Origin of the sequence: Streptosporangium sp. OZ121 (assembly GCF_051918885.1) — a bacterium.
In the GTDB taxonomy this organism is placed as follows: domain Bacteria; phylum Actinomycetota; class Actinomycetes; order Streptosporangiales; family Streptosporangiaceae; genus Streptosporangium.
Genome location: NZ_JBPXMC010000024.1, coordinates 73,513 through 93,659 on the forward strand (window position 1 = coordinate 73,513; position 20,147 = coordinate 93,659).

Below are 20,147 nucleotides of genomic sequence, written 5' to 3' on the forward strand. Positions count from 1 at the left end.
TCGTGACCCCTGCGATCGAAGCCGGGGGTGATCACAACGTCCCTTCCCGGAAGTCGCGACCCCTGCGAGCCAAGCCCGGGGTGATCACGATTACCGATGGACCTGAGGGCGCCGGGGACGTCCCGGGCGCTCTCAGGCCCCGGGCAGGTCCAGCTCGCCGACGACCTCCTCGCCGCTCCTCTCCCCGGTCAGGCGGAACCCGAGCCGCAGGTAGAAGCGCTCGGGTCCGTGCTCTCCCGGAACCCAGGTCACCGTCACGCGCGACTGCCCGCGCCTCGCGATCTCCGCGCACACCGACTCCACGGCGAAGCGGCCGTATCCCCGGCCCTGCTGGTCGGCGGCGATGTTCAGCCGCCAGAGCCCCGAGCGGAGCCTGTCGTCCGGGTCGTCCGGATCGAAGCGGACATCGAAGAAGGCCATCACGAAGCCCACGAGCCGCTCGCCGTCGTAGACCAGCCGCGGCCAGGCGATCTCGGGTTGCGCGTACGCCTCGGCCAGCGACCACGCGACCGGAGCCACCCGTCCCTCCTGGTCGGGGCGCACCCGGAGCCGGCAGGCGGCCTCGACGTTGTCCGGCGTGACCTTCTCCAGGCGCGGCGATGAGGACATGCCGGACACCCTACAAGTCCGCCTTTCCCGTCCGCCTTCCCGTTTTCCGGCGCCGCCTCGGCCCGGCGCGCCGGGAGTCCTATGCTGTCCGGCCATGCGCCTCCTCCCGCCCGGCGTCGCCTCCCGGCGCTCCGCCGCCCTCACCCGATGGGCCCTCCTGGTGACCGTGTGCCTCACCGTGCTGCCGTCCGGGGTCGCGCGGGCCGCCTCGCCCAAGAACCCGCTGCTGAGCAGCGGGAGGCTGGCGGCCACCTCCTGCCAGGAACCGCCGATCATCGACAGGGGCGTGCCGCTGCCGCGCGAGTATCTGACGGCGGTCATGAGATGCCTGGACACATCGTGGTCCGCCCACTTCGCCCGCGCCGGGCTGAGGTTCCGCAAGCCCGCGGTCCGCTTCTACGAGGAGCCGACGCGGCGCGTGTGCGGGGTCCGCTGGCCCGCCAACGCGGACGCCTTCTACTGCACCGAACGGGCCACGATGGTCTTCCCGCTCACCGGCCACTGGATCGAGGGCCGGACCGACCTGTATCCCCTGAAGGTGGCGGCCCACGAGTACGGCCACCACCTGCAGAGCCTCACCGGCGTCAGGGCCGGCTACGAGGCCCGCGCCCGCTCCGACCGCGCCCACCGGGCCGAACTCGGCCGCCGCTACGAGCTCCAGGCCGACTGCCTGGCGGGCGTGTTCCTGGGCAGCGTACGAGCCTCGCTGCCCCGTACCGGACAGGACTGGGAGGCGCTGTCCGGCGCGCTTCGCGCCGGCGGCGACGAGGGCGGCCACCGCACCCACGGCACCGGCGCCAACCGGCTCCGCTGGTTCGAACGCGGCCTCCGGGCGGTCTCCCCCGCCGCCTGCGACACGTGGACGGCTCCCGCGTCCCGGGTGTCCTGATCCGCGAGGGGAGATACGATCGCGAGCCCGCGTCTCTCCGTCGTCGCCGGCCGGAGGACCGCGAGGCCGGCCGCCGGGACCGGGCCGCCCGGCGTGCCGTCGGAGAACATGTCGTCAGCCCCGAACGCGAAGCCGAGGAGACAGCGAGATGCGCGGGTCACCGCACGACCGGGCCCCGGCGGCCCCACCGCTCCCGATCCCGCCGCCCCCGGGCGGCCCTCTCGGGGGTGCCTGAATGGGAGCCAGGGACCACGAGCTGCTGCAGGCCGCCAAACGCGTCGCCATCGCGCTGGGCCTCACCCCCGACGAGGTCATGCGGCGCTTCGTGGAGCTGGGCCGCGGCGAACGCGCCGACTGGTCCAGCGGCGAGCTGCTGCTGTTCGCCCTCGCCCAGCTGGCGGCCGAGCGGCCGCTCCCTCCCGGAGCGGGCAGGCGCCCCGAGACGATCGAGGACGTCGAGGCACCGCGCCTCGGCGTCGTCCCGGGTGGCCGTCGGCGCGGTGCGACCGCCGCGCCCGAGGGCACCTCGGGCGTGGAGGGCGGCTGACCTGCCGCGAACGATCAGAGGGGCCTGTACATGATGTGCAGCCCGACGTAGCCCTTGACCGGGTGGTCGAAGCCCTCCGGCAGGGTCGCCAGCACCTCGAAGCCGAGTGAGCGCCACAGTCCCACCGCCCGGGTGTTGGTCTCCACGACGGCGTTGAACTGCATCGCCCGGTAGCCCTCGGCACGCGCCCAGTCGAGGACGTGCTCGCCCAGGGCCCGCCCGACGCCGCGTCCGGCGTGATCGGGGTGGACCATGAAGCTCGCACTGGAGATGTGCGAGGCGGGCCCCATGTGGTTGGGGTTCATCTTGGCCGTGCCCAGGACGGTCCCACCGGCGTCGACGGCGACGACCGTGCGTCCCGGATGCTCGAGAAGCCACATCGCCCGGGCCCGCTCCTCGCTGACGTCGCGATCCCAGGTGAAGGTCTCACCCGCGGCCACGATCTGACGCAGGAAAGGCCAGATCAGCGGCCAGTCGGCGGACGTCGCGTCTCTGATCGGCATGACGTCCAGAATGCTGGCCGGGGTGACGGGCCGCAAATCGTTTTCACAGGGATCTTCGCCGGCGTCCCCGTTCGCGGCCGGCCGCGGATCCCACGGCCGGCACCGCCCGACCGTACGGAATCGGCAAAGCGCACCAGGAAGATCTTGAAGGAGAGCGGCGTCACCGTACGGAGTGACACCAGAGCGATCGGGCATCTTCCAGGTGGGGAGTCCGGCCACGCGGGCTCCATCCGATCGGCGATGGCCTCGGGCCATGGCGCCCTACAGCCGTCCAGCGCACGACGCTCCCAGGAGAACCCGATGGCTCCCAAACCCAGCCAGCCCGTCACCGATGACAGCATCGTCGTCCGCCAGCTCAGCCACTACCAGTTCAGCTGGATCGCCGGCGAGCCGGGCCGACCCGGCAGCTACACCTTGCAACTCGTCCTGGACCAGGGGGCCTGGGAAGAGGTGCTGACGCTGGATCCCGATGACGCCGACAACCTCCAGGAACTGTTGTCCGGCGCCGGGACCGTCTTCTACGACGTGCGGCGCCGCACCCTGATGTTCGGTACCACCCCCGTCGGCCGTAGCTGACGTTCCGGGCGGGCGCAGCACGTGATCACTGAGACCGATCGCGTCGGCGCCCCGGGCTTCGTCCGCTCGCCGAGGGCGGCGAAGACATCGGGGGCGTCACGGAACCCGTGACGTCGGGACCGTTCCCCGGCCGGATCACCGGGGACGCCGGCCGGGGAGCGATCCCCGGCTGTCCCGCCCGATGGCTAGAGGTCGATCTGGTAGAGGATGAACCCCCTGTTCACGCCGACCTTGTCGTAGAGCCGCCGGGCGGCGGTGTTCGTCTCCTGGGTGGACCAGTAGACCCTGCTGCAGTCGCGGGCGCGTGCCCACTCGGTCACTTCATCGATCAGTGCCCGCCCCGCCCCCCTGCCCCGGGCGTGCGGCGCGGTGAACAGGTCCTGCAGGTAGCACACGTCCAGCGCCGTGGTGCTGGAGTGGATGAGGAAGTGCGCGATGCCGACCAGCTCGCCGTCGAGCTTCGCGCCGAGGGCGTGCATCCGTACGTCCTCCCGGAACTCGTCCCAGGCACGGTCGTACAGTTGGGGCGTGAGCGTGCGCTCGTAGAAGTCGTTGTAGCCGCGGAACAGGGTTTCCCATCGAGGGCGGTCAGAAGAGGTGAGCTTGCCGATCCTGAGCATGCGATGTCCTCCGAGCGACGGTCGGGAGTTCAGCCCCTATGTCCCCCGTGAGGACCACCCCGAACGTTGACCGGGTGTCGCTTCCCGACAACCTGCCCCCACTTGCCCGTCCCCCAGGACCACGTCCCGGAATCCTCCGGCCGGCGCACGGCCCCGGTGTCCCCGGGGCCGTGCGCGGTTTCCGCCGGGCCCGTTCACCGGTCACCGGTACGGCTGCCACCTGACCGTCTGGTCGCGGGACCTGAAACTGCGCATGCGGTGTTCCCACTGCGGCCGGATGCCCGGGTTGCTGCGCAGGACGGGCACGACGCTGGTGACCAGCTTCAGCTCGCGGAGGCGGCGCAGCACCGGGAAGCCCGGCCAGCGGGTGACGTCGAAGCCGTAGCCCTCGGCGAGCGGCGTGTGCTCGTCCCAGGGATAGTCCATCCGCAGGCGTCCGACCGCGACGGGGGCCAGGTCCCACTCGCGCGGGCCGATCGCCGTGCTGTCGAAGTCGCACAGCACCGGCCCGGCGGGACCGGCGATGACGTTGCCCATGAACACGTCGCCGTGGATGACCCCGGCGGGGAGCACGTAGTCGAGTGCGGCGAGCCGCTCCTCGATCTCGTCGCACTCGTCGAGCAGGAAGGCGTGGTCGCCAGGGGGCAGGTCCTCCGGCTCGTCGAGCCGCTGGCGGACCTCGGCCATCGGGGCCCACTCCGGCAGGTCCACCGGCGGGTCCGCGAGCGTGTGCAGCCGCCTGAGCACGGCGGCCAGGTCACCGCCACCGGGGCGCGGCCCCACCTCGGGGGTGTTCTCCCACAGGGTGACCAGGTGGCCCTCCACCTGGAGCGGCTGCTCGCAGCCGGGCAGCAGCCGCACCGCGGGGAAGTCGTGGTCGGCCAGCCAGCGGGCGACCCGCACCACCGTCGGCACGCGGGAGCGGGCGGCCGAGGAGCCGGCGACCCGCACCACGACGGACGCCCGCCGCAGGCGGAAGACGGCGTTGTTGGTGAACTTGATCAGCTCGGCGTCACCGGGTACGAGCCCCGCCCGGGCGCAGACCGACGCCAGCAGCGAGTGGAGCCGGTCGCGGGTGAGCCCGCCGGCGTGGTCGGTGGTCATCGTCATGCGGCGCGCACCGCCGAGATCCGCCGGGCGAGGTCCTGCGCGTCGCCGCTGTGCGCCCGCATCATGGCGACGGCCTGCAGCGGCGCGAGGCGGTCGATGATCCTCGCCGAACGGATCTCGGTCGCCAGGGTGACGGCCTCGTCGCCGTTGGCGAGCCCCGAGGTCATGTCACCGGTTCTGAGCTGCACCGTCGCGAGGGCCGTCAGCTCGAAGGCCCTGCTCCTGGCCATGCTCGGATCGCGCTGCCCGAGCGCGTCGGTGAGGAACCGCTCGGCGATGCCGAGGTGACTGTCGAGGTGGGTCACGGCGAGGTCGGCGTGGACCATGCCGCTCGTGGCGTCGAGGTCGGCGGTGCCGAAGAAGCTCACCCAGGCGGGTGACTCGCGGTCGCGGGCGCGGGCCAGTTCGTCGCTCGCCCTGTTGATCGACTTGAGGGCGAGGTCGCTGTCGCCCAGCAGCGCGTAGGCCCACGCCTCGTTGGCGAAGAGCATCGCCACGGTCCGCTCGCAGCTGGCGTCCTGCGCGCAGATCTGCCCGAGCTGGAAGAACCGCAGCGCGTCCAGGATGCGGTCGCAGTGCAGGTGGACGCGCCCCATCCGATACAGGACGTTGGCCGCGAGCGAGGGGTTCCTCGCGTACTTGGCCTGTTCCAGCGCGCGGGCCAGGTGACTTCTCGCCGCCCCGTACAGGCCGACGTCGAAGGAGGTCCAGCCCGCGAGGTTGTGCTGGTCGGCCAGCGCCTGGTGCAGCCGCAGGGTGACCGACTCCGGGCACGTGGCCCGCAGCAGCCGCTGCGACCAGGTCAGCTGCGCCACCACCGCGTCGCGGCAGACACCGCCCCCGTGCCGGTAGTCCAGGGCGCGCAGCGTGCGGGTCACCGCCTCGATCTGCTCGACGTCGGCCATGCCGATGCGGTACGGGACGGGGGTCTCCGTGGGCGTCAGCGGCTCGGCCCACTCCTCGGCGTCCCCGACCGTCGCGCCGATGGTCACCTGCGCGGCGTGCGCGAGGAGGCGGCGCACCTGCTCGTCCTCGCCGGGGTCGTCGCGGTGGTCGGCCGCCGCCGTCCCGGCCAGCGCCGTGGAGGAGGCGTCGTAGGCCAGTCCCATGTAGCCGCGCGGGATTCCCAGACCGTCGGCGATCCGGCCGAGCACCTCGTACGCCATCACCTGGCGGCCCTTGAGGATCTCGGAGATCTCCGACTGGGACTGGGCCGTGAGGGCGGCGATGTGACGCTGGGAGACCCCGATCCGCTGGAGTAACCGGTACACGGTGGCCATGTCGCGGGCGGCCAGAGCCTGGCGCATCTGCGGGCGTTCCCAGAGCGCGGGGTCGATTTCCTGCGCGTTCCCACTGCTGACGTTCATGCCGACCTTCCCGGCCGAATTCCCCTGACGGTTTGCCTTGACGGGTTCCCTGACGCCAAGGTAACCGGCGACCCGGCACCGCCGGAGCCGTATCGGTACGACCGATCATGCAAGGTGATCGGCCCCGCTTATCGCCGAACCGATCTGCGGAAAGTATTGGCCCTGCGACTCTCCGTATATCGGTCTTGTCCCGCACCATGGGTAATTCAGACCAGCGAGCGGCCGGACACCCCCGGCGGACCGTGCCCCTGGTGCCCTTACGCGATAGGAGCGACGATGCTCACCGAGCGCGCTCAGGCTCTGGACTTCGGCGTGCACGGCATGATCCAGGGCCGCTTCCGGATGACCGCCTGGTGCCTTCCGCAGGGCGGCGCCGCCCGCCGCGCCCGCAAGCTGCTCCACGACCTGCTGTCCCGGCCGCCTTTCGCCGCCCACGAGGTGGCCGAGCTGGAGGTCGTGGTCACCGAGCTGGCCACCAACGCCAGCAGCTACGCCCCGGGACCGTACGAGCTTCGCGTCCTGCACGACGGCGATCTGCCGATCAGGGCCGAGGTGGCCGACGCCGGTGGCGGGGTCCCGCTGATCGAACGCCTGCTGCGCCGCCCGTTCACCGCCCCCTGCCGCGTGGACGATCTGGAGCTCGGCGGGCGGGGCCTGCGGATCGTCGACGAGTTCACCGCGGGCCGCTGCGGGGCGCGCTGGACGCGGCTGTGCGGCACCGGGCAGATCGGGACCGGCGTCTGGTTCGACCTGCCCGCGCACCGCCCCCGGACGTGACCCTTCACGCCTCAGCGCACTCTGGAAGTACCCCGGGCACCGCTCACCGGCACCGCCTCCGCGCCCCCGGGCATACCCGCGGCCACCGCTCACCGGCACGCCCCCGGCCGCACCCCCGGGCACCGCTTCCGCGCCCCCGCCCCGCACCCCGTCCCCGTACCGCCATCTCCCCGGCGGTATGGTATTAATTAAATGACCAGATGAGGATATTTGGTCAAATTTACGGGAAATGGTAGGGGACCATGAAGCCGGAGGGCAGGAAGGCGGGCCGACCCCCGCAGGACGCCTCGCACCGGCTCGCACGGGCGCACCGCATCCTGGACACCGCCGCCGACCTCGTCCTGCGCTGGGGGTACGACAAGACCACCGTCGAGGACATCGCCCGGCGGACCGGGGTCGCCAAGGGCACGATCTACCTGCACTGGAAGACGCGCGAGGAGTTGTTCGCCGCGCTGGTGCGCCGTGAGCGGGTCGAGATGATCACCGAGGTGCGGCGGCGGCTCGGGGACGGCCCGGCCACCCTCCGCGACCTGCTCAGGTCGCTCGCCTCGGAGGTTCTCGGCAGGCCCCTGATGCGGGCGAGCATCCTGGGCGACTCGGAGGTGCTGGGCAGGCTCACGCGCCAGAAGCGGGACGGCGCGGCCGGCGCCGAGCTGGGCGGCGACTTCCAGGCCTACCTCGGCACGCTGCGGGAACACGGCGCGCTGCGAAGCGACCTGTCGCCCGCCGAACACGTGACCATGCTCGTCTCCGTCCTGTACGGGTTCCTGCTCGTCTCGCCGATGATGCCGGGCGGGTACAGGCCGTCCGACGAGCGACTAGCGGAGCTGATCGCCGACGCCGGCGGCAGCGCGACGGAGGCCGCGGGCCCCCTCCCCGCCGGCGTCACCCGGGTGGTGACGCGGGCCACCCTGGAGTACGTCGACGCCACCGTGGAGGCCGCGCAGCGAAAACTGCGCGTCTCCCTGGGCCTCGAGGAGAACGGGGAGTCCGAGGAGAACAGGGAGTCCGGGAAGTTCGGGGAGTCGCGGAAGTTCGGGGAGCCCGGGAAGTTCGAGAAGCCAGAGAAGTTCGAGGAGAACACGCGGTGAAGACCCTCCCCCTGGACGACGAAGCGGCCGACCTCGCGCTGGCGGGCGGCAAGGGAGCCTCGCTGGCCCGGCTGGCCCGCGCGGGCCTGCCGGTTCCCGGCGGTTTCCACGTCACCACGGACGCCTACCGCGACTTCGTCTCGCGCGACGGCCTGAACGACCAGATCATGGAGGCCGTCTCCGGCATGCCTCCGGAGCAGGCGTCGCCGCGGATCGCGGCGCTGTTCTCGGAACGGGAGATACCGGCGGAGACCGCCGCCGAGATCCGCGCGGCCCACGCGAGGCTCGGCGAGGACGTGCCGGTCGCCGTACGCTCGTCCGCCACCGCGGAGGACCTCCCCGACATGTCGTTCGCCGGGCAGCAGGACACCTACCTCAACATCCGGGGCGACGGCCTGCTGGACGCGGTCCGGCGCTGCTGGGCCTCGCTGTGGACCGCGCGCGCCATCGCCTACCGGGCCGCGAACGGCGTGCCGCAGGACGACGTGACGCTGGCCGTGGTGGTCCAGGAACTGGTGGCCGCCGACGCCGCGGGCGTCCTGTTCACCGCGAACCCGGTCACCGGCGCGCGCGACCAGATCGTGATCAACGCCTCGTGGGGCCTGGGCGAGGCCGTCGTCGGCGGGCAGGTGACGCCCGACACCGTCATCGTCGCCAGAACCCGCGGTGGAAAAGGCGAGAACAACGAGCACGACGGGAACAGCGGCATCGGCGACATCGTCGAGGAACACGTCGGCGACAAGACCGTCATGACGGTGCGCACCCCCGGCGGCACGCGTGAGGAACCCGTGCCCGAGGACCTGCGCCACCGGCCCGTGCTCGACCCGGCCCAGGTCACCCGGCTCGCGCGGCTCGCGACGGAGATCGAGGAACTGTACGGGACGCCCATGGACGTGGAGTGGGTCAGGCGCGAGGGGACGTTCCTCATCGTGCAGGCCCGCCCGATCACCCGGCTCAGGCAGCAGGTCGAGGAGTGGAACGACAGCCTGACCGGCGACTACCTGTGGACCGGCGCCAACCTCGGCGAGGCCATCCCCGACGTGATGACGCCGTCCACGTGGTCACTCGTCCAGATCTTCATCGGGGAGGCGATGTCGACGTCGGCGCTGCCGGGCTTCAACATGGTCGGCAACATCGGCGGCCGCTTCTACATGAACCTGAGCGTCGTGTTCTCGGTGGCGCGCGCCCTGGGCATGCGCAGGCGGCTCGGCGCGGTCGAGCAGGTCTTCGGCAGGCTGCCGCGTGGCCTGGACGTGCCGCTGCTTCCCGCCTCACGCTGGCAGATCATCAGAAGCGTGCTGCCGCTCGCCTTCACCCTGCGCAGGCGGATCGCGGCCAACGCCGCGAGGATGCCCGGTTTCCTCGCCACGGCGCGGCGGCGATGCGAGGAACTGCGCGGGCGGATCGCCGCCACCGCGACCACGGGCGAGCTGGCCGGATTGTGGGAGGCCGAGCTGCTTCCGTACTTCGTCGAGGCCTGCCAGACCCTGGAGGCCGCCGGGCGGCAGGGCGGCAACACCCTGGTCATGACCCGCGCCAGGCTGCGCGAGATGGTGGGCGAGACAGACGCCGAGGCCATACTCACCGGCGCCAACGCCGACGGGGAACTCGCCAGCCTCGGGACGATCGTCGGCCTGGAGAAGCTCGCCGCGAAGGAGATCGACAGGGAGACGTTCGCCCGCCTCTACGGGCACCGGGGCGCGCACGAGTTCGAGGTCTCCATCCCACGGCCCGGCGAGGACCCGCGGTGGATCGACGCGCAGCTCGCGGCCGTTTCCGAGAGCAGCGGGCACACCGGTGCGCTGCTCGACCGCCAGCGGGAGGCGCGTGAGGCGGCCTGGAGGCGCTTCGGGGAGCGTTACCCCCGCAAGGCGGCCAGAACGCGCCTGCGGGTGGCGCGGTGGAACGCGATCGTCCGTGACCGGGAGTCGGCCCGCTCGGAGGTGATTCGCGCCTTCTGGGCGTTGCGCTCCTTCGTCCTGCGGGCCGGGGAGCTCACCGGCCACGGTGACGACCTGTTCTTCCTGTCGATCCAGGAGATCCTCGCCGTCCTGCGCGGCGACGACGCACCGGCGGAGAAGGTGGCGGTCCGGCGGGCGACGTACGAGCGGTACGCGGCCCTGCCCGCCTATCCCACGCTGATCGTCGGCCGGTTCGACCCGGAGCGCTGGGCCGCCGATCCCGGCCGGCGCGGGGACATCTTCGACGCCAGGGGCGGCGGCGCCCCGGTGAGCGACACCGTGACCGGCTTCCCCGGAGCGCCGGGCGTCGTCGAGGGCGTGGTCCGCGTCATCGCAGGTCCCGAGGACGGCGACAGGCTCGCCCCCGGCGAGATCCTCGTGACGACGCTGACCAACATCGGCTGGACGCCGATGTTCCCCCGCGCCGCCGCCGTGGTGACCGACATGGGCGCCCCCCTGTCACACGCCTCGATCGTCGCCCGCGAGCTCGGCATCCCGGCCGTGGTCGGTACCGGCAACGCGACCATGCGCCTGCGCGACGGCGACCGGATCAGGGTCGACGGCGAGCGCGGCACGGTCGAGCTGCTGGAGCCGTGATCCCCCGGTGGCCGGGGACCGCCGGGGTGACCGGCCGCGGCGGAAAAACGGGAAACCGGGGAAGGACCCGATACGAGAAGACGAACCGCCGAGGAAGGCCATGGCTCATGAGGATCACGCTGGTCCAGGGGGACATCACCACGCAGTACGTCGACGCCGTCGTCAACGCCGCCAACTCCTCGCTCCTGGGCGGCGGCGGGGTCGACGGGGCCATCCACCGGCGCGGCGGCCCCGCCGTCCTCGCCGAATGCCGGGACCTGCGCGCCTCCCGGTACGGCAAGGGACTCCCCACCGGGCAGGCCGTGGCCACCACCGCGGGAGACCTCCCGGCCCGCTGGGTCATCCACACCGTCGGCCCCGTCCACTCCCTCACCGAGGACCGCACGCACCTGCTGGCCTCCTGCTACCGCGAGTCCCTCCGCGTCGCCGACGAACTCGGCGCCACCAGCGTCGCCTTTCCCGCCGTGTCGGCGGGAGTCTACGGCTGGCCGATGGACCACGCCGCCCTCACCGCCGTCGGCACCGTACGGGCCACTGCGACACAGGTGACGGACCTGCGTTTCGTCCTGTTCACCCCGGAGGCCCACGCCGTCTTCGAAAAGGCCCTCGACACCGCGGGATCGTGAGCCGCCCCGGCCGGACGGACCCGGGATCCGACACCGGCTAGCCGGGAGACTCGCCGGTCGCCGCCTCCCGGCGCCCCCGGCCCCGCAGTGCCCCGGCATGCCCCGGCATGCACCGGTGCGCACCGGCGGACGGCCCGGTCGTCAGGCCGGTTCGTCGCCGAGCGCTCCCTCCAGGCCCGTATCGCCGTCCGGACAGGGCGTCGCGGGACGGCGTCCCGGCAGGAGTCGCCGGCCGGCCCCGCGGCGTGCCCGCGGAGCGAGGGTGAAGGACCCGGTGAACCAGGCGGCGAGCAGCGCGCGGTCGATCAGCGTCAGGCCGGTGCCCGCCGCGCACTCCCTGGCCGGAGCCGTGAAGGTCGACGAGGTGACGAGCACGCCGCGGTGGCCGGGATAGGCGTGGAGCGCGCCGAGAAGGTCGCGGATCTGGGGTGAGCCCACCGAGGTGCCCCAGCGCTTGCACTGGATGACGAAGTGTTCGCCGCCGGGCGCGGTCGCGACGACGTCGACGCCGCCGTCACCGCTGCCGCCGATCCTGCGCACCCCGCGGAAGCCCTCGCGCCGCAGCAGGGCCTCGACGAGGGCTTCGAACCGGTCACCGGTCATGCGGTCGACGCGTTCGAGGCGCGCGTTGTCCTCCAGCCATTCCCGCTCCCGGGCCTCGATCACCCGATGGCGGAGCACGAGCGCCCCCGCCAGACCCGCGATCAGCACGATCGTGCCGCCGATCACCAGCGGCCAGTTGGCGACGACGACGTCGACGAGCCACACGGCGGCCACGAAGAAGGCCGCGGCCGCGACCGCCCACAGGAACCGGTCGCCGTCACCCTGGCGCCGGCGCGGTCTTCGCCCGCCGGACGCCCGCCGTCGTACCGCCTTGGCGGGTGTCCGTCGCCGTGCCATCGCGCACCTCCGGGGGACGAGGGTGGAACGTTGCCGCTGACCCTGCCGACTCTGACAACGGGCACCGACAGTTTCCAGGGCGACCCAGGGCGACGTGCTTCGGGGCGACCGGCGAACGCGAAGAGAGGGCCGGGCGACGGAGCCTCAGTTCGCCCGGTGGTGGCAGCACACGACCAGGTCCACGGCCTGCCGCATCGCGTTCCGCACCCCTTCGGGCGAGTCGCCGCGCCGAAGGCTGGCCAGTGTCGCCGCGCTCACCGCGCCGACCATCGCGCCCACCAGGGCAGCGGCGGCAACCGGGTCCAGCTCGTCCGGATACGCCTGGTGCAGCGCCCGGGCCAGCTCGGTCTGCGCGGTGACATACCCCTGCAACAACCGCGCCTGCAACACCGGCGCCGACTCGGCCAGGCGGACCCGGAGCGCCGCGAGCCCGCTGGTCAGATCGCTGTCCCAGCTATTGGCGATCATCTGTTCCATCGCCCGCGCGAGAACGCCGGGAAATCGCTCCTCGGCGCCGCGCTCGGCGACCGCCTGCAGTGCCAGATCGATCCGCACGTCGGCGTTGGCGAAGAGCACGTCCTCCTTCGTCTGGAAGTGAAGGAAGAACGTACGGGTGGACACCTCCGCGGCCTCGGCGATCTCGGCCACCGTGACGTGTTCGAACCCCTTCCGCTCGAACAGGCGGACCGCCGCCTCGATCAGCGCCTGCCGTGTGCGCCGCTTCTTGCGCTCCCGCAACCCCGGACTCTCCGTCATGACCTCAGCCTATTGCATTCCATGCATTGCTTCATGCAATGTATTAATGCATCAAGTGTATTGATTGAGAGGGAGTGGTGCACGTGGGGAGTCTGGACGGACGCGTCGTCCTCATCACAGGAGGCGGGCGCGGCATCGGGCGAGAAGAGGCGTTGTTCTTCGCGTCCGAGGGTGCCAGGGTCGTCGTCAACGACCCCGGCGTCGCCGTCGACGGCACGGGTGGCGACGCCGACGTGGCGGCAGCGGTGGTCGAGGAGATCATCGCCCGCGGCGGGCAGGCGGTCGCCAACACCGACAGCGTCGCCGACTGGCACGGCGCCCGGCGCATGGTGAACACGGCCCTACGGACCTTCGGTGACCTCCACGTCGTCGTCAACAACGCGACCGTCGAACGGAACCGCGGAATGGCCGACCTGACCGAGGAGGAGTTCGACGACGTCATCGCCGTGAAGCTGAAAGGCACGTTCGCGGTCACTCGCTGGGCGGCCCGTCACTGGCGCGAACGGTTCGAGGCCGGCGACCGCGTCGACCGTGCCGTCGTCAACACCTCCTCGGGCTCGGGCCTGCTCAACCCGCTGCCCACGCAGGCCTCCTACGCCGCCGGTAACGCCGGAGTCGCGGCCATGACCATCGTCGGAGCTCTCGAACTCGGCCGGTACGGCGTGCGGGTCAACTGCGTCTCGCCCTCCATGGCGCGCACCCGGCTCACCCTCCAGGTCCCCGGCATGCGCGAGGAGCCGCCGGCAGGACGGTTCGACCCGCTGCACCCCTCCACCAACGCGCCCGTCGCCGCCTACCTGGCCACCGCGGCGTGTCCGCTCACCGGTCAGGTGCTCTCCATCCGAGGCGGATCGGTCACGGTCAACCACGGATGGTCGCCCGGTGCGCACGTCCACAAGGACGGCCTGTGGACGGTCGACGAACTCGCCGACGCCCTCGGCCGCGCCCTCGGCCCCACCGGGCGTACGCAGCTCCAGCAGATGATCGACGCCCTCCTCGATCAAGGAGCCCGTTCCGGCGGCACACCCGGATGACCGGCATCGGGGGACCCGCCTCCGGTCCCGCCGCCCGCTGCCGGGCTGTCGCCGATCACGATCGTGACATCTCTTCCATGTGCGCCGGGAACCTCACACGTGCCCTGAAGAAGCGGGTGAGCCCTCGCGGAACGCCTGGTCGATGTCCCCGACGCCGGCGAGGCGCTCCGCGATGTCGGCGACGAGTGCCCCCTCCGCGTCCATCGGACAGAAGGGGCTCCCGGGGAAGGTCCGCAGCTCGAACCCGGAGCCCGCGACGCGGCTCCAGGCACGCATCTCCCCGTGGCTCACGCGCGGATCGTCCGTCCCCAGGTAGCCGATGATCGGAGCGGTGACCGGCGGGGTGAACGCGGGCCGGTAGGCGTGCAGGAGATCGTGGTCGGCCCGCAGCGCGATCATCGCCAGGTCCATCAGCTCCGGGAAGCGCAGGAGCGTCGGATTAGCGGCGGCGGCCTGCTCGGCGAGCTGGCGGTCGCCGATGGGGATCCTCCTCGCGTCGTCCGCGCACAGGTGCGGCGCCGCGTGCGCGGACACCAGCAGCGCCGCCGGGGAGATCCGGTATCGTCCGGCGAGCCTGACCGCGACCTCGTACGCGACCACGGCGCCCATGCCGTGCCCGAACAGGGCGAGCGGCCGGTCCGCCAGGGTGACCAGTGCCCGGCAGACGTGGTCGACGAGGGTTTCCATCCGGTCGATCGGCCGCTCGTTGACGCGGTTCTGCCTGCCGGGATAGCACACGGCGGAGAGCTCGACGTCGGCGGGCAACCGGTCCTGCCACCCGTGGTAGGACATCGGGGCACCCCCGGCGTGGGGGAAGCAGACGAGGCGCGCGCGGGGCTCGGCGAGCGAGCACTCCCCGTGCAGCCACATGCGGGAGTCGGCCGGGATCGTCTCGGTCACGGGAGGTCGTTCCTTCCGGGGGCCGCGTACGGGCCGGCCGCCTCCGGTTCTCCCTCGCCCCCGGCCCGGGGGGTCGCGTCTCCGTGCGCGCGAGACTCCCCGCCCGCCGCAGAGGTCGCGGCGAGGTGACGCGTGCGCAGGGGCCGTGACCGGGCGTCCGGCGCCGGGGCCCGCCGGGCGGGGTCCGTGTCCCCCGGAGGGCGGGAGGAGACGACGACCTGACCCAGCGAAAGGACGGCCAGGCACCTGTCGAAGACCGCCGGCCCCTCCTCGGGGCTCAGCCCTCCGGTGAGGCCCTCCCCGGTGAGCTCACGGTGACGGCGTTCCGCGTCACGGGCCGTTCCCACGCCGTTCCACCGGTCCCAGTTGATCGACAGCACCGGTACGCCTCCGCCGTCGCGCCGCGCGCCGAGGGCGAACGTGTCGAGGAAGGCGTCGGCGGCCCCGTGACAGGTGCGGCCGGGCGCCCCGGAGAACGACGCCAGCGAGGAGAACAGCACCACGAAATCGGGAAGCGCGCCCACCTCCCGCAGGACCGAGACCAGGGTGGCGGTCCCCTCGGTCTTGGCCCGCAGGGCGGCGGCGATGCCGTCCTCGGTCAGGAACTCCGCCATGCCCTCCCCCGGCACGCCCGCGGCGTGGATCACCCCGTGGATCTCGCCGAACCGCGCCCGCGCCTCTTCGAGGACCTCCCTGAGGCGCCGGGCGTCGGCGACATCGGCACCGCGCACCAGCACGTCGTCCCCCCGCTCCGCGAGAAGGGCCCTCAGCGCCGCACCCTCCCCGCCACCGGAGCCGGAGGCGGGGCCGGGGCCGGGTCCGTACGACGGGAACGTCCCGGACGCCTCGCGCCCGATCAGGACGAGCCGCGCCGAGTGGACGGCCGCGAGGTGTCCGGCCAGCCGCAGCCCGATCCCGCCCGTCCCTCCGGTGATCACATAGGTCCCGCCCCGGCGCACCGAGGGACTCCCGTACGTGCCGGGCGCCACGTCCAGCGGCTCGAACCCGCGCAGCCAGCGGTGCCCCGCCCTCAGGCCGACCGGATCCTCGTGCGGCGGGCGGCAGAGCTCGGCCAGGAGCTCCGCGGCCCGTATCCCGTGGTCTTCGTTGTCGCCGGGGTCCAGGTCCACGAGCCGGACACGTGTGCCGGTCAGCTCGCGGCGGAGCGGCCCGGCGGCTCCGACCGTGAGGGCCGCCCGCGGGTCGAGCCGCTCGCCTCCGGTGATCTCCAGGGCTCCCCGGGTGACGAGGCAGAGATCGGTCTCCGGCCGGCCGCTCAGGGCACGGGCCAGGCCGGCGACATGGCCCAGCGGCGGGCAGACCTGTGCGGGCAGTGACGCTCCCCAGAGGCAGACGATACGCGACGGCCCCTCCGCGTCACCCTCCACCGTCTTCAGGAGCTGCTCGTAGTCCTCCCCGCACCGGGGGTCGATCGTGATCCGGTCCCGGGCCGCGTGGTGGAACGCGCGCCCCGGGGTGACGACGACGGTCGTGGCCCCGTACTCCTCCAGCCTCGCGGCGACCGCCTCGGCGAGGGGTGACGAGTCGGAGAGCAGGATCCAGCGGTGTTCCCGCACGGCGGGGCCGGGATCGGCCGGGGACACCTCCACGGCCCGTTTCCAGGTGATCCCGTAGAGACCGGCGGACGAACGTTCCCGCCCGGTGACGGCGGGATCGGTGACGCGCGGCCGGTCCGGAGAGTGAGCGACGGCCGGCAGGTCCGGCGGGTTGACTCCGGTCGGCCGGTCCGGCAGGTGAACGGCGGCCGGCCGGTCCGGCGGGTGAACGGCGGCCGGCGCGAAGGGGTGAGGCGGCGCGGGCGGCCTGAGCCGCCGCTCCGGCCGCGGGGAGGACAGGTCGACCTCGACGCCCGCCTCCCGCAGCCGGGCCAGCGCGCCGAGCAGGACCTCCCCGTCCGTTCGCTCCTCCGCCGGATGGCGGGTCACGTTGACGACGACGGAGTCCGTACCCGCTCGTGCCCGGGCCAGCGTGGTCAGGGTCGTGCCAGGTCCCACCTCGACAAGGATCTTCGGACCGCCGGCCAGGACGTGGCCGAGTCCGGCGTCGAAGCGGACCGTCGCCCGCAGATGGGTGACCCAGTACCCGGGGTCGGCGAAGTCGGCGTCGCCGGTCCCCGTCACGCCGGACACGAGGCGCAGCGAGGGGCGGCGCAGCGGGACGCCGTCGAGGAAGTCGCGGAACTCGTCGATCACGGGGTCGACCAGGGCCGAGTGCGCGGCGGTGCTGAGCGGCAGGAGGCGGCAGGCGATCCCGCGCCGGTCCAGGAGTTCCCTGACCTCGGCGACGTGGGCGGCGGGACCGGCGAGCACGCAGGACGCCGGGCCGTTGACCGCCGACAGGCACACCCCCTCCCCGAGGAAGGGCTCGACCTCCCGCTCGGAGGCCGGAACCGTCAGCATCGCCCCGTCGCGCAGGGTGGCCAGGAGCTCTCCGCGCCTGGCCACGACGGCCAGGGCGTCGCGCAGCGACATGACGCCCGCGACACAGGCCGCGGCGTACTCACCGACGCCGTTGCCGATCAGCAGGGAAGGGCTCACCCCCCGCGTCATGAGGAGCCGGGCGAGTGCGATCTCCATGACGAACACGGCCGGCAGCGCCGGCGAGGGGCCGGCCTTCCCGGCCTCCTCTCCCGCCGCCCCGTTCGTCTCCTCCCCCGCCGCCCCACCCGGGGACACACCGGTCTCACCGGCCTCGCCCGGGAGGGCCGGTGCCGCGTCCGCCCACAGGGCCTGCAGCCGCTCGGCGGAGCGGCCGGGCAGCAGGCCCAGGCACTCGTCCACGGCCGCGCGGAAGACCGGTTCGTCGCGGTAGAGCTCGCGGCCCATCCCGGGATACCGTGCCGCCCCGCCGGGGAACATGAACACCACGTCGCCACCCGTACGGACGGCGGGGACGGGCGCGCGGGGAGGGCGGCGGGCGATGCCGGCGGCCTCGGTGCCGGCACCCGGAATCCCGAGATCGGGAGCGCCGGGATCGGGCATGCCGGGACCCCGGGGACCGGGATCGGGACCTCCGGGGCCGGGGGTGCCTGGACCCGGAACTCCAGGGCCGGGAATCCCGGGGCCTGGGATTCCGGGGCCGGGGACGGCCGGATCGGGAAGGCCTGGACCGGGAGTGCCCGGCCTCGGGGAACCGGGTCTCGCGACGCCGCCGGTCCCGGCATCCTCGCCGGAGCCGCCGAGACCGCCAAGGCCATCAAGGCCATCAAGGCCGTCGTGGCCGCCGGAGCCATCAGGGCCATCAGGGCCGTCAAGGCCGTCAAGGCCGCCGGAGCCATCAGGGTCGTCGAAGCCGCGGAGGTCATCAGGACCGTCAGGTGACTCGCCGTCGACCGGTTCAAACCCGTGCATGCTTCACCTCAGCGGTCATGGAAGGCCGCTCGGCGGCTGCGGAACTGTTCGGTGAGCACCGCCACGTGCTCGCGCCGGTAGCCCTGCTCCATCGCCCTCAGCACGCGCTCGCGCATCACACCGAGGTAGGACTGGTCGATCCCGGCCCGCTCCGCGATGCCCGCCAGGTTGTTGAGAACGCCCAGGTGCGAGGTGAGCGGAGCCTGCTCGAAGGTGTAGTCACGGCGCGCGATGAGACCGAGGCCGACGCCGATCGTGTTCTGGAAACCGGGGTCGTAGAGCGGCACGGACTCCGCGAAGTCGTTGAGGGGGACTCCCATGCTCTCCGCGATGGCCGAGCATTCGAGGAAACCGTTGACGAAGGCGTAGTAGAAGGCGCTGGAGACGACGTGGTAGGCCTTGGCGTAGCCGGGATCGGGGCCCAGGCGCACCTGCTTGCCGGACAGCGCCTCGGTCACGCCCGCCAGCTCCTTGAAGTCCTCGGCCGCCCCGCCGTAGACGGTGAAGCAGTCTTCGGTGCCGATGGCGTCCGGGTAGTTGAGGATCGCGGCCTCCAGGTATCTGCCTCCCGCGGCCTCCACCCGCTTCCGCAGGGGTGCGACGTCGTCGGGGATGCCGCTGGCGTGCTGGACGACGAGCCTGCCGGAGAGGTCGGCCGCGGTCTCGTCGAGGACCGCGTGGGTGATCTCGTAGTCGAGAAGGCACAGCAGCACGATCGGGGAGGCCTCGATCGCCTCGGCGGCCGTCGCGTGGAGGTGGACGTCCCGTCCCGCGAGCCTCTCCGAGCGTTCCGGCGTACGGTTCCAGACCGAGACCTCCAGGCCCGAGTCGACGCAGGCCCGTACGATCGCGGAACCGACCACCCCGGCCCCGATGACCGTCACATCCGTCATGTCAGTGCTCCATCCTGGTGAAGGTCATGACCACCCCGCCGATCTCGGCGGCGTCCGCCCACGCGGCGAAGGCGGCGGGCGGCCGCCCGGTGCCGGGCGTCCCGCGTCCGGCCTCCGGCCGCGCCCCGCTCTCCCGAGGCCCGCGCGCGAGCCGGGAGAAGGAGTCACGCACGTCCTCGGTGATGTCGACGAGCTCCGTGGCGGCCATCCCGGCCCGCCGCGCCGCCGACAGGTGGTCTTCCGGCGCGTCGAGCGACACGGCGTTCAGCATGGCCAGGTGGGGGCCGACGCGCTCGCGGACCTTCTCGGTCATCGGAACCCGCGGGTAAGGCGTCTCGACCACCAGGCGGCCCCCCGGGCGCAGGACCCTGGCGATGCTCCGGTAGAAGGCCGCGATGTCCAGGTTCGGGGTGACCTCGAGGGCCAGCACCGCGTCGAACGAGGCGTCGGCGAACGGCAGGTCCATCGCGTCGACGTGCCGGAACCGCACCGTCTCCGCCACGCCCTGTGCCGCGGCGTGCTCGGCTCCTTCGCGCAGTGCCTCCCGGTCGATGTCGATCGCCACGACCCGCGCGCCCAGGGTCCGGGCCAGGCGCACGGCCGGGCGGCCGTTGCCACAGCCCACGTCCAGCACCCGGGAGCCCGGTCCCACCCCCAGTCTGGCCACCACGAGGTCGGCCATCCGCTCCGTGGCCTCCAGGGTCGGCGCGACGTCCTGGGAACCCGCCCAGAAGCCGTAGTGCCGGTCGGGCCCCGCGATCCCGCCCACCAGTGCCGTGAGCTCGTTGTAGGTCGACTCGATCTTCGAGGACGGCGAGGGGCCGGTCCTGACGTTTCCCGCGCCCATCCGGAATTCGGAGTCGTCACCATCCAGACCAGAAATGAGACACCCCCTTTAACCAGAATCAACCCGGCTTAAGCAGAGAAACGCGACTTATCCCGACAGGCACACATCGCCGGCCGGGCGAACCCGCCGGTTGGGCGAAACACTAGCAGCGGGCGCCGATACCGTCGATGACC

19 protein-coding genes are annotated in these 20,147 nt (G+C 72.6%); 8 read left to right on the plus strand and 11 right to left on the minus strand.

Annotated features, from left to right (window positions below; all coding sequences use genetic code 11):
* Nucleotides 1-132 precede the first annotated feature (132 nt).
* Nucleotides 133-609: a GNAT family N-acetyltransferase gene (locus ACTOQ1_RS32085; protein ID WP_440071715.1), complete on the minus strand. Its 477-nt coding sequence runs from the start codon at nt 607-609 to the stop codon at nt 133-135.
* A gap of 94 nt (nt 610-703) precedes the next feature.
* Between ACTOQ1_RS32085 and ACTOQ1_RS32090 the strand changes: the two genes are divergently transcribed.
* Nucleotides 704-1,498, plus strand: coding sequence for a neutral zinc metallopeptidase (locus ACTOQ1_RS32090; protein ID WP_440071716.1), 795 nt, complete (start codon nt 704-706; stop codon nt 1,496-1,498).
* 235 nt (nt 1,499-1,733) lie between these two features.
* Nucleotides 1,734-2,045, plus strand: a complete 312-nt coding sequence (locus tag ACTOQ1_RS32095; protein WP_440071717.1) for a hypothetical protein — start codon at nt 1,734-1,736, stop codon at nt 2,043-2,045.
* Between the two features lie 14 nt (nt 2,046-2,059).
* Here the strand turns inward: ACTOQ1_RS32095 and ACTOQ1_RS32100 are convergent, their stop codons facing one another.
* Nucleotides 2,060-2,548, minus strand: a complete 489-nt coding sequence (locus ACTOQ1_RS32100) for an N-acetyltransferase family protein (RefSeq protein WP_440071718.1) — start codon at nt 2,546-2,548, stop codon at nt 2,060-2,062.
* A 300-nt stretch (nt 2,549-2,848) separates the two neighbouring features.
* Here ACTOQ1_RS32100 and ACTOQ1_RS32105 point away from each other — a divergent pair, with 300 nt between their 5' ends.
* On the plus strand, nt 2,849-3,124 hold the full coding sequence (locus ACTOQ1_RS32105; RefSeq protein ID WP_440071719.1) for a hypothetical protein: 276 nt from the start codon (nt 2,849-2,851) through the stop codon (nt 3,122-3,124).
* 185 nt (nt 3,125-3,309) lie between these two features.
* Here ACTOQ1_RS32105 and ACTOQ1_RS32110 read toward each other — a convergent pair whose 3' ends face one another.
* From ACTOQ1_RS32110 to ACTOQ1_RS32120, 3 genes are all read right to left on the minus strand, one after another.
* A complete protein-coding gene (locus ACTOQ1_RS32110; protein ID WP_440071720.1) occupies nt 3,310-3,744 on the minus strand; it encodes an N-acetyltransferase family protein in 435 nt (144 codons plus the stop codon).
* Between the two features lie 201 nt (nt 3,745-3,945).
* Nucleotides 3,946-4,854 (minus strand): phosphotransferase enzyme family protein, encoded by a 909-nt coding sequence (locus ACTOQ1_RS32115; protein ID WP_440071721.1) that lies wholly within the window; start codon nt 4,852-4,854, stop codon nt 3,946-3,948.
* Nucleotides 4,851-6,221, minus strand: a complete 1,371-nt coding sequence (locus tag ACTOQ1_RS32120; RefSeq protein WP_440071722.1) for a helix-turn-helix domain-containing protein — start codon at nt 6,219-6,221, stop codon at nt 4,851-4,853. Before ACTOQ1_RS32120 ends, ACTOQ1_RS32115 begins: the two co-directional genes overlap by 4 nt.
* 276 nt (nt 6,222-6,497) lie before the next feature.
* On the opposite strand from ACTOQ1_RS32120, the gene ACTOQ1_RS32125 reads away from it, so the two are divergent.
* The 4 genes from ACTOQ1_RS32125 (at nt 6,498) to ACTOQ1_RS32140 (ending at nt 11,273) form a co-directional block, all read left to right on the plus strand.
* Nucleotides 6,498-6,998, plus strand: coding sequence for an ATP-binding protein (locus tag ACTOQ1_RS32125; RefSeq protein ID WP_440071723.1), 501 nt, complete (start codon nt 6,498-6,500; stop codon nt 6,996-6,998).
* Between the two features lie 242 nt (nt 6,999-7,240).
* Nucleotides 7,241-8,089: a TetR/AcrR family transcriptional regulator gene (locus ACTOQ1_RS32130; RefSeq protein WP_440071724.1), complete on the plus strand. Its 849-nt coding sequence runs from the start codon at nt 7,241-7,243 to the stop codon at nt 8,087-8,089.
* Entirely contained in the window at nt 8,086-10,647 is a 2,562-nt protein-coding gene (locus ACTOQ1_RS32135) for a PEP/pyruvate-binding domain-containing protein (protein WP_440071725.1), read from the plus strand. Before ACTOQ1_RS32130 ends, ACTOQ1_RS32135 begins: the two co-directional genes overlap by 4 nt.
* Nucleotides 10,648-10,754: 107 nt before the next feature.
* Nucleotides 10,755-11,273, plus strand: a complete 519-nt coding sequence (locus ACTOQ1_RS32140; protein ID WP_440071726.1) for an O-acetyl-ADP-ribose deacetylase — start codon at nt 10,755-10,757, stop codon at nt 11,271-11,273.
* A 141-nt stretch (nt 11,274-11,414) separates the two neighbouring features.
* On the opposite strand, the gene ACTOQ1_RS32145 is transcribed toward ACTOQ1_RS32140, so the two are convergent.
* Both ACTOQ1_RS32145 and ACTOQ1_RS32150 read right to left on the minus strand, forming a co-directional pair.
* A complete protein-coding gene (locus ACTOQ1_RS32145) occupies nt 11,415-12,173 on the minus strand; it encodes a restriction endonuclease (protein ID WP_440071727.1) in 759 nt (252 codons plus the stop codon).
* Nucleotides 12,174-12,317: 144 nt separating this feature from the next.
* Nucleotides 12,318-12,929, minus strand: a complete 612-nt coding sequence (locus ACTOQ1_RS32150; RefSeq protein ID WP_440071728.1) for a TetR/AcrR family transcriptional regulator — start codon at nt 12,927-12,929, stop codon at nt 12,318-12,320.
* Between the two features lie 83 nt (nt 12,930-13,012).
* On the opposite strand from ACTOQ1_RS32150, the gene ACTOQ1_RS32155 reads away from it, so the two are divergent.
* A complete protein-coding gene (locus ACTOQ1_RS32155; protein WP_440071729.1) occupies nt 13,013-13,963 on the plus strand; it encodes an SDR family NAD(P)-dependent oxidoreductase in 951 nt (316 codons plus the stop codon).
* A 93-nt stretch (nt 13,964-14,056) separates the two neighbouring features.
* Here the strand turns inward: ACTOQ1_RS32155 and ACTOQ1_RS32160 are convergent, their stop codons facing one another.
* The 4 genes from ACTOQ1_RS32160 to ACTOQ1_RS32175 form a co-directional block, all read right to left on the minus strand.
* On the minus strand, nt 14,057-14,863 hold the full coding sequence (locus tag ACTOQ1_RS32160; protein WP_440071730.1) for a thioesterase II family protein: 807 nt from the start codon (nt 14,861-14,863) through the stop codon (nt 14,057-14,059).
* A complete protein-coding gene (locus ACTOQ1_RS32165; RefSeq protein WP_440071732.1) occupies nt 14,860-17,865 on the minus strand; it encodes an SDR family NAD(P)-dependent oxidoreductase in 3,006 nt (1,001 codons plus the stop codon). Before ACTOQ1_RS32165 ends, ACTOQ1_RS32160 begins: the two co-directional genes overlap by 4 nt.
* 377 nt (nt 17,866-18,242) lie before the next feature.
* Entirely contained in the window at nt 18,243-19,127 is an 885-nt protein-coding gene (locus ACTOQ1_RS32170; protein ID WP_440071733.1) for an NAD(P)-dependent oxidoreductase, read from the minus strand.
* Nucleotide 19,128: 1 nt separating this feature from the next.
* Nucleotides 19,129-19,974: an SAM-dependent methyltransferase gene (locus ACTOQ1_RS32175; protein ID WP_440071734.1), complete on the minus strand. Its 846-nt coding sequence runs from the start codon at nt 19,972-19,974 to the stop codon at nt 19,129-19,131.
* Nucleotides 19,975-20,147 lie beyond the last annotated feature (173 nt).

Excerpts from the sequence above, each read along its gene's own strand:
- ACTOQ1_RS32085 (WP_440071715.1), bottom strand. The coding sequence starts at position 609 with ATGTCCTCATCGCCGCGCCTGGAGAAGGTCACGCCGGACAACGTCGAG.
- ACTOQ1_RS32090 (WP_440071716.1), top strand. The coding sequence starts at position 704 with ATGCGCCTCCTCCCGCCCGGCGTCGCCTCCCGGCGCTCCGCCGCCCTC.
- ACTOQ1_RS32095 (WP_440071717.1), top strand. The coding sequence starts at position 1,734 with ATGGGAGCCAGGGACCACGAGCTGCTGCAGGCCGCCAAACGCGTCGCC.
- ACTOQ1_RS32100 (WP_440071718.1), bottom strand. The coding sequence starts at position 2,548 with ATGCCGATCAGAGACGCGACGTCCGCCGACTGGCCGCTGATCTGGCCT.
- ACTOQ1_RS32105 (WP_440071719.1), top strand. The coding sequence starts at position 2,849 with ATGGCTCCCAAACCCAGCCAGCCCGTCACCGATGACAGCATCGTCGTC.
- ACTOQ1_RS32110 (WP_440071720.1), bottom strand. The coding sequence starts at position 3,744 with ATGCTCAGGATCGGCAAGCTCACCTCTTCTGACCGCCCTCGATGGGAA.
- ACTOQ1_RS32115 (WP_440071721.1), bottom strand. The coding sequence starts at position 4,854 with ATGACGATGACCACCGACCACGCCGGCGGGCTCACCCGCGACCGGCTC.
- ACTOQ1_RS32120 (WP_440071722.1), bottom strand. The coding sequence starts at position 6,221 with ATGAACGTCAGCAGTGGGAACGCGCAGGAAATCGACCCCGCGCTCTGG.
- ACTOQ1_RS32125 (WP_440071723.1), top strand. The coding sequence starts at position 6,498 with ATGCTCACCGAGCGCGCTCAGGCTCTGGACTTCGGCGTGCACGGCATG.
- ACTOQ1_RS32130 (WP_440071724.1), top strand. The coding sequence starts at position 7,241 with ATGAAGCCGGAGGGCAGGAAGGCGGGCCGACCCCCGCAGGACGCCTCG.
- ACTOQ1_RS32140 (WP_440071726.1), top strand. The coding sequence starts at position 10,755 with ATGAGGATCACGCTGGTCCAGGGGGACATCACCACGCAGTACGTCGAC.
- ACTOQ1_RS32145 (WP_440071727.1), bottom strand. The coding sequence starts at position 12,173 with ATGGCACGGCGACGGACACCCGCCAAGGCGGTACGACGGCGGGCGTCC.
- ACTOQ1_RS32150 (WP_440071728.1), bottom strand. The coding sequence starts at position 12,929 with ATGACGGAGAGTCCGGGGTTGCGGGAGCGCAAGAAGCGGCGCACACGG.
- ACTOQ1_RS32165 (WP_440071732.1), bottom strand. The coding sequence starts at position 17,865 with ATGCCCGATCCCGGCGCTCCCGATCTCGGGATTCCGGGTGCCGGCACC.
- ACTOQ1_RS32170 (WP_440071733.1), bottom strand. The coding sequence starts at position 19,127 with ATGACGGATGTGACGGTCATCGGGGCCGGGGTGGTCGGTTCCGCGATC.
- ACTOQ1_RS32175 (WP_440071734.1), bottom strand. The coding sequence starts at position 19,974 with ATGGGCGCGGGAAACGTCAGGACCGGCCCCTCGCCGTCCTCGAAGATC.